7 protein-coding genes and 1 pseudogene are annotated in these 6,821 nt (G+C 67.9%); 1 reads left to right on the top strand and 7 read right to left on the bottom strand.

From position 1 onward, the window contains the following. Nucleotides 1-681 precede the first annotated feature (681 nt). Nucleotides 682-995: pseudogene (locus ACZ49J_RS32910) on the top strand (IS110 family transposase); the annotation flags it as partial. Nucleotides 996-1,091: 96 nt separating this feature from the next. On the opposite strand, the gene ACZ49J_RS32905 reads toward ACZ49J_RS32910, so the two are convergent. The 7 genes from ACZ49J_RS32905 to ACZ49J_RS32875 form a co-directional block, all read right to left on the bottom strand. After that, entirely contained in the window at nucleotides 1,092-1,727 is a 636-nt protein-coding gene (locus ACZ49J_RS32905; protein WP_467454087.1) for a Fic family protein, read from the bottom strand. Next, complete coding sequence (locus ACZ49J_RS32900) at nucleotides 1,717-2,475, bottom strand: hypothetical protein (RefSeq protein ID WP_467454089.1); 759 nt, start codon at nucleotides 2,473-2,475, stop codon at nucleotides 1,717-1,719. Before ACZ49J_RS32900 ends, ACZ49J_RS32905 begins: the two co-directional genes overlap by 11 nt. A gap of 265 nt (nucleotides 2,476-2,740) precedes the next feature. Continuing rightward, a complete protein-coding gene (locus tag ACZ49J_RS32895; protein ID WP_467454091.1) occupies nucleotides 2,741-2,887 on the bottom strand; it encodes a hypothetical protein in 147 nt (48 codons plus the stop codon). A 4-nt stretch (nucleotides 2,888-2,891) separates the two neighbouring features. Next, a complete protein-coding gene (locus tag ACZ49J_RS32890) occupies nucleotides 2,892-3,443 on the bottom strand; it encodes an HNH endonuclease (RefSeq protein ID WP_467454092.1) in 552 nt (183 codons plus the stop codon). Between the two features lie 303 nt (nucleotides 3,444-3,746). Further along, nucleotides 3,747-3,953, bottom strand: coding sequence for a hypothetical protein (locus tag ACZ49J_RS32885; protein ID WP_467454093.1), 207 nt, complete (start codon nucleotides 3,951-3,953; stop codon nucleotides 3,747-3,749). A 131-nt stretch (nucleotides 3,954-4,084) separates the two neighbouring features. Next, on the bottom strand, nucleotides 4,085-4,435 hold the full coding sequence (locus ACZ49J_RS32880) for a WhiB family transcriptional regulator (RefSeq protein WP_467454278.1): 351 nt from the start codon (nucleotides 4,433-4,435) through the stop codon (nucleotides 4,085-4,087). Nucleotides 4,436-4,614: 179 nt separating this feature from the next. After that, a complete protein-coding gene (locus tag ACZ49J_RS32875; RefSeq protein WP_467454094.1) occupies nucleotides 4,615-5,265 on the bottom strand; it encodes an RNA polymerase sigma factor in 651 nt (216 codons plus the stop codon). Nucleotides 5,266-6,821: the final 1,556 nt, after the last annotated feature.

Here is a 6,821-nt window from a genome sequence, read left to right as displayed (position 1 = left end):
CTCAACTCCCTCGCCGACTACCTCACCAAGGTCGGAACCACCGGCCAGCAAACCGAGCAGAACTAATCCTCAGGATTTCTGGCGCAGCACACTAGGGACCATCCCCGCGGGTGCGGGGAGCAGACCGTGCGGTCGTTGCGGGTGACGTCCGCGTCGGGACCACCCCTGCGGGTGCGGGGAGCAGCGTACGTGAAGTCGGTGGCGTACGGCGGCCGTCGGGACCATCCCCGCGGGTGCGGGGAGCAGGGCACGCTTGACGTCGACAACGGCACCGGCGGGGGACCATCCCCGCGGGTGCGGGGAGCAGTGGCGTCTGCCGACCGTGGCGCCTGCTCCGTCGGGACCATCCCCGCGGGTGCGGGGAGCAGGCGGTCATGGAGTCGTTCTTCGCGGCGAGACGGGGACCATCCCCGCGGGTGCGGGGAGCAGGACAGCCTGCTCGGATGGCCCGTGAAGGCAGGGAGACCATCCCCGCGCCCGCGGGGATGGTCCCTCGTCACCACGGTGGCCAGCCCCACCGCAGGACTGCTCCCCGCGCCCGCGGGGATGGTCCCTACCGGCTCCACCAGACCACGGCGGCCGTGGCCTGCTCCCCGCGCCCGCGGGGATGGTCCCTGAAGGACCAGGACATCGGCCGCGCTCTGCTCCCCGCACCCGCGGGGGATGGTCCCAACTCGGCACGCCAGAGCCCTCAAATCCTACGTCGGCTCAGCCCCGATCACCCGCGCCTGCGGCAAGAAACGCTTCGTCGGCCGCCGCTTCGTCAAGAAGAACCGACTCATGCACGCTGGCTTCCTCTGGGCCTTCTCGGCCCTCCATGCCTCACAAGGAGCGAACGCCCACGACCGCCGCCGACGCGAGCACGGCGACTGGCACAACGCCGCCCAGCTCACCTGCTCAACCGCTTCCTCGGCCAGCTCCACCACTGCCTCCGGACCCGGCAGCCGTTCGATGAACAACGTGCCTTCACACCGCTGCTTCAAGTATCCGCGTGATGTCGGCGTACACATGAATGTACTCAGCCGAGTATGGATGTACGTGCTCACCTTTCGGTAGGACTGATCAAGAGAACCTGAAGGAAGGTTGCTCCCTCAGTAACGGAAATTGGTGGCCCGTTGCTGAGTCGAGCGGATGAGGATGAAGACCAGGGCAGCGAGGTCTGCCGCCCCGGCGGCGTCGTCCGCATAGCGCGTGGTCTGCAGGGGGCCGACCTGGTCCAGTCGGACTCCCTCCAGCTCCAGGACGTAGGCCAGCGTGAGCATGGCGAGGCGGGCGTTGCCATCCGGGAAGGGATGAAAGAAGGCCACGTCCAGGTAGACCCTGGCCGCGCGGGAGGCCAGGGGGACTCGCGGGTCGGCACTTTCGCGCAGACAGTGTTCGAAGTTGCGCTGGGTGTGTGGCGTCAGTGCGTAGCGTTCCCGGCCGCCCTTGGCGAAGGCGTCGCCTTGTCGGAACTGGACTTCAGGCATGCCAAGGACCAGCTGCTGCCATTCAGTCAGAAGCGCGCAGGTGAGGGGGTGTCTACGGGAAGCGTCTGTGCGTGACTGAGCCAGCGCCGCGAGCAATCGGTGGCCTCGTGCAAGGTCCGAGGAGCGGCCCCCCTCAGCGCACCAGGTGGTGAGGCCGTCCACGATGGGCTCGACCGGGGCTGGCATCTGGCCGGCTGCGGAAGTCCAGTCGATCTGGTTTCTGATCTGGCGCCATGCAGCCAAGGCGTCAGTGGTCACGGTAGGGCCGCGCTCCGGTCAGATCTGCAGCGATCTTCTCTCCCACTGCGTCGATCAGGGTCCGCGACGGCATGGTCCAGCTCTTGAACCGTCCGCCGATCGCGGTGTCGACCGCGTTCTTCGCGTCTTCCGGTGCCATGTCCGTGGAAGAAAGGAACCACGTCAGCACTGTGTGGCAGAGCCCGTACCAGCCGCATTCGGCACCCGTGCGGTCCACGACCACAGTCACGAGCCGGGTAGCTGCCCGTTCCAGGTGCCAGCTGCGATCCTCGGCATCCGCGCCAATGGGGGGAGCCAACTGCTCAAACCGTTCCGCCAACTCCTCCAGCCAGTCGCGCCACTCCAGCAGCGACGCGACCACGTTGGCGGCCGTTGCTGCGGGCCTGCCCACGGAATGGGAGGTGCAGCACCAGTTGGTGACGACGCCACCACCACCGCCCTCGCCGACCGCCCAGTGCCATCCGCAAGCCCACCGGCCGTACCGGGCTGCCAGGAGCGCTGTGACCTCGGTGGTGAAGCGATGTTTCTCTTCCCACCCGGCACCGTCAGGAGGCACCATCGAGGCGATCACTGTGGTGATCTCAGATGCCTCCGCTTTGTTCCAGGCGAAGGGGATGAGGTCGGGATCGACGGCAGACCACGGCAGCCAGGCCGGAGCGAGCTCGTAGTTGATGGCCGTGGTGTTCCTCCAGAACCGGGCAGGGCAGGACGACTGAGCGATCTTGTCAAAGGCTCGTGGCTTCGTCACGCAAGTTTCTGGCATTGGCGATCTACTGCCGGGGCACACAGCGCGACGTTGCCGGGCCATCTGCTTCGTGCGATGCGGCACTCGGCTGGGTACGTTCATCCGTACGCGGCTGAGCACTTCGAGGAGTACGGGGCAGTGAGCGGTAAGGCGGGGGGCCGGTTCGGCCGCCGCTGCCGCGCGTCGAGCACAGCAGGGCACCGGCCTTCTCGGCAGCGTTCAGGGCGCTGCTCCAGCTCCAGCACGGTCCGGCCGTCGCCCTGCATGACTATGCCGTGCCATTGTTGCCCCCGCATTCCTTGCCAAGGAGGTACTCTCTGATGAGCCGACCCAGCACGTCCCCTTCGTGGGCGCGTTCGTTGAAGACGGCTCGTCGGAAGGCGTCGCGCTCCTCGCGCTCCAGGAAGGCCACCATGTGCTCAGCCTTCGGGTGCTGGTAGCCGCAGCACATCAAGCGGGTACAGACGGTCCGTGACGTGCCGAGCTTCGGTGTGCGCCAGGGATAGTGGGGGTACCCCCCGCAACTCCGCCTGGAGGCGCGCAAGGATCTTGGACAGCTCGGTTTTGTTCCGATGCCGCTCGCTCCCATAGTGCATGCGGAACCACTCGCGGCGATCCATGTCCGCTATCTCCCGCTGTACGCGCTCCACGCGCCTCGTGATGCCGGCGTAGACCGCGGGCCGCATGGCCCGCGTTGCAAAGCCCGCCTTCGGGTACCTGTGGTGCAGATCCATGTCCGCTACCCAGCGACGGGCGCTGCGGCCCTTCTTCCAGCGATTGCAGTCATCGCAGGCCGGAACGAAATTCCACCAGATGTCCGGTCCTCCGTCAGCGATGGGCTCCTCGTGGTCGATCGTCGTAGCAGTCGACCGGCCACAGTAGGTACACAGTCCTCGCTGCGCCGTGAGGACCATGATCCATTGCCAGGTCTTCTGCTTGCCCCGCTCTCCGCGACGGACCACATCCACCACGCGCCCTCCTCCTGGTTAATCGCCAGGATCGTAAGGGGAGGTACTGACATTCGACACAAGGGCGGACGACCTCCATCCGATTGTGAAGATTCCCGGCTTGGCAGACGGTCTCGACTCTCCATTGCGCGCTGTACGCGCGTTGTGGCGCACTGAGCGCGCTATCCATTAGCCCTTACGGCTAATATCCGATCTTCCGCCCGTACGTCGATGCTGTGCCTCCCGCTGCCCGCCCCGCCCGAACTGGCCAGCTGCGAGCGGTCGGCAGCGGAGCGTGGACGTTCGCGGCCTGGACTGGTGGGTGGTCTATTCGATGATCCGGTCGAAGTAGAGGGTGGCTGCGGCCATCGCGGCGGCACCGGTGGTGACGGCTACCGGCCACGGGTCGGTGGCCAGGAGGGTCAGGCAGCCCGCGCCAATGCCAGCCAGGGCGCTGAACAGGAAGATCATGGCGGAGCGCTGGTTGAGCAGCGGCCTGTTCCCCTCGCCGTGGTGGGGTTTCTCGCTGGCCATCTCGGTCTCCTTACGGGGGAATCGGTGTCGTACGGGCATGCCGGGCAACCCCGGAACGGGGGCGCGGCAGGGCGGAGGGGCCCGGCCGCCCTGCAGGGGGCGGCCGCGGCCGGAAGTGGTACGGCCGGCTTCTACACGGCCTGATCGAGGATCGTGGTCAGGTCATCATCGAGGGGTACGAGGGCGATGCCGCGCTCGTACTCCCTGCGGGCAGTCTCCAGCAGCCGGCGCCAGGAGGTCACGGACGGGCGACGGCGCAGCAGGGCTCGGCGCTCGCGTTCGGTCATACCTCCCCAGACGCCGAACTCGACCCGGTTGTCCAGGGCGTCGGCGAGGCATTCGGTGCGCACCGGGCATCCCGTGCACACAGCCTTGGCCCTGCTCTGGGCGGTGCCCTGGACGAACATCTCGTTCGGGTCGCTGGTACGGCAGGCGGCCTGTTCACTCCAGTTGATCACCCAGCTGGAGGAGTACTCCTCCAGCTCCTCCCAGTGTGTGTCCGCCTCGGCCTGGGCGGTGTCGGGGATGTCCTCGACCTGCGTGCGGGTGATTGCTGCGCCGATGGCTTCGTCCTCCAGCCGGGCCAGGCCGGGGGCCGGGTCGTAATCGGCGTACTCCTCGTCCAGGGCAGCGCGTGCTGCCTGTGTCAGCTCGTCGATGTTCATGCGTGCTGCTCCTTTCCGGGGCCAGGGCGGGAGGGTCGGTAGTTCTTCAGGTGCTCCGCCAGTCGCGGACGTCCGGCGGACAGGTGCGAGGCCACGGTTGAGCGGGTGATCCCCAGGTAGTCGCCGATCTCGGGGGTGGGCAGGTCCAGGAAGAGGCGCAGGCGCAGGCAGTCGGCCTGCTGGGGTGGCAGCAGCTCAAGGGCCTTTTCCACGTCGAGGCGGCAGATCAGTTCGCTGATACCGCCGTCGCTGGCCGGCCGGTCGCTGGCGGCGTCCAGGGGCAGGGCCCGGGGTCTGCGGTCCGCTGCCCAGAAGTGGTCCGCGAGCACGTTTCGAAGGATTTTGAAGCCGAACGCCCGCGGGTTGTCCGCTGACAAGAACGCCTGTCCCGCTTTGTAGAGCAGCAGGAACGTCTGGCTCACCACGTCTTCGGCCTCGGCGCGGGATATGCCGCGGCCGCGCGCGTACTTCAGGAACGTCACCCGGTGAAGGTCGTGGAATTCGGCCAGCGCCTGAGGAACGATGCGCGGCTCGCTGCCTGGTTGCGCCACGGACGCAACTGCCCAGGGGCAGGTGCGGCAGTCCGGTGCGGCATCCGTACGTCGGCAGACCGTCTGGGTGCAGACAGGATCGGAGGTGATCGTCATCCTGTGGCCCACCCCCTGCTCCCCGCCCCTGCCTGTTGACCCCGCATCCGGTCCCTCCCGAGATTCCCGTGTCGCTGTTGAAGCGCCGTACACATAGGGATGCCGTCAGACGGCGGCGAAACGTCCAGCGGATCTGCAAGATTTTTTCCCGCACTCGTCCATCCTCATCCTGCAAAGCCTCGCGCTGGCCAGCCGCGCACGCCGATTACCGCTGCTCGTGGGTCTGTTGGGGTATGGCGGATCCGCGATATCCGTACGAGGGGCGTGGCCCTCGGTCCATGGTGCCGGGGGGGAGAGAGCGACGACGTTGTTGTGGCGTCGGCTGGTGCGAGCATGCAGCCCGAGGTCGACGATGTCCTCGCGGACGCCCACGTGGCTCAAGGGCTGGCGGGCGTACGGGGTTGGGGCTGCTGCCCGGGACTCCCACGGGTGCTGGCGGGTGCTGGGTTAAACCTGCTGGCCGCGGTGGACGCCGTCCCGGCCACCCCACCGCCATGGCCTCCCGGCCGGACAAGTCGGCCGGCCCGCCCGGCGCTGGGCCCCCAGCTGGCGAGGCATCTCCATCCGATGGGCTGGCTGGCGACACCGGTTCGGCCCATGCCGCCGACGTCGACGACGCGGTCGGTGGGCTCTCCGGCTCGTCCGCGCAGTGGCGGGCGGCGTGGGAGCAGGTGACGGTGAGAGGGGACGTGCTGCGCGATGAGCTCAACCGCCCAGGCCGGTATCACCAGGCGCGGGCGCGGGGCATCGCTGAGCGGGTGATGAAGGTGGAGCTCGGCACGGCCGAGGAGACAGCGTTGGATGTGTGGGGCACCGTCGACGCGGTAGCGACGGGCATCTTGCACGGCCGCAGCGCCGGCTCCGGCGAGGCTCACCCGCCTGTACATGGCCGTCCTTGGCACAGCGCGGGAGTTGCTGGTGCCGTAGCCCCGGCCGCAGGGCCCGCCTCCTCGAGCTCGCCGTGCTCAAGGATCTGGGCGCGGCCGATCGGCGGGGCGTGAAGTCCGCCAGGTCGAGCGATACTTCCTCGCCCGCGTCTCCGGCCGCCGTCGACCCGGCCCGGGACACACAGCCAGGGCGTTGTGGCGGCGGCCCGCCGGGCGGGTGCGCCGAAGGCAAGAACGATCTGTTCACCAACCCGTTCCTGGGCAAGATCGCAAGAATCACGGCAAGTCCGTCGCACAAGTCGTGTTCCGCTGTCTGACCCAGCGCGGCGTCGTCGCGATCTCCACGTCCGCGCCGAGAGCATGGCCGAAAACATCGACACCTGCACCCGGACGCTGAGACCGCGCACAGTTTTGGATCTAGGCTCAGCCGCCGGGCGATCGCATTGATCGTTCAGTCCTTCCCCAGCAGGCTGTGGATGTCCTCGGAGCGGTGGCGGGTCTGATCGATTGCACTACCGACGCGTGCGCAGCTTGGCCAGGAGCCGCTGCAGCTTCGCCTGATTGCGGGGGTCGGACGCCGCACGACGGGCCTGGGCAATGGCGCGCTGCCCCTGCGGGCTTCGCGTGAACCTCTTGATCCGTTCAAGCATTCCGGGCACGGCGTTCCTT

The sequence above is a fragment of the Streptomyces sp. NPDC030840 genome (assembly GCF_055572015.1).
This window is presented reverse-complemented; position numbering and strand designations above follow the sequence as displayed.

What these genes read in the sequence shown, in the direction of transcription:
- ACZ49J_RS32885 (WP_467454093.1), bottom strand. Translation starts at nt 3,953, where the DNA reads ATGGCCAGCGAGAAACCCCACCACGGCGAGGGGAACAGGCCGCTGCTC.
- ACZ49J_RS32895 (WP_467454091.1), bottom strand. Translation starts at nt 2,887, where the DNA reads ATGGTGGCCTTCCTGGAGCGCGAGGAGCGCGACGCCTTCCGACGAGCC.
- ACZ49J_RS32875 (WP_467454094.1), bottom strand. Translation starts at nt 5,265, where the DNA reads ATGACGATCACCTCCGATCCTGTCTGCACCCAGACGGTCTGCCGACGT.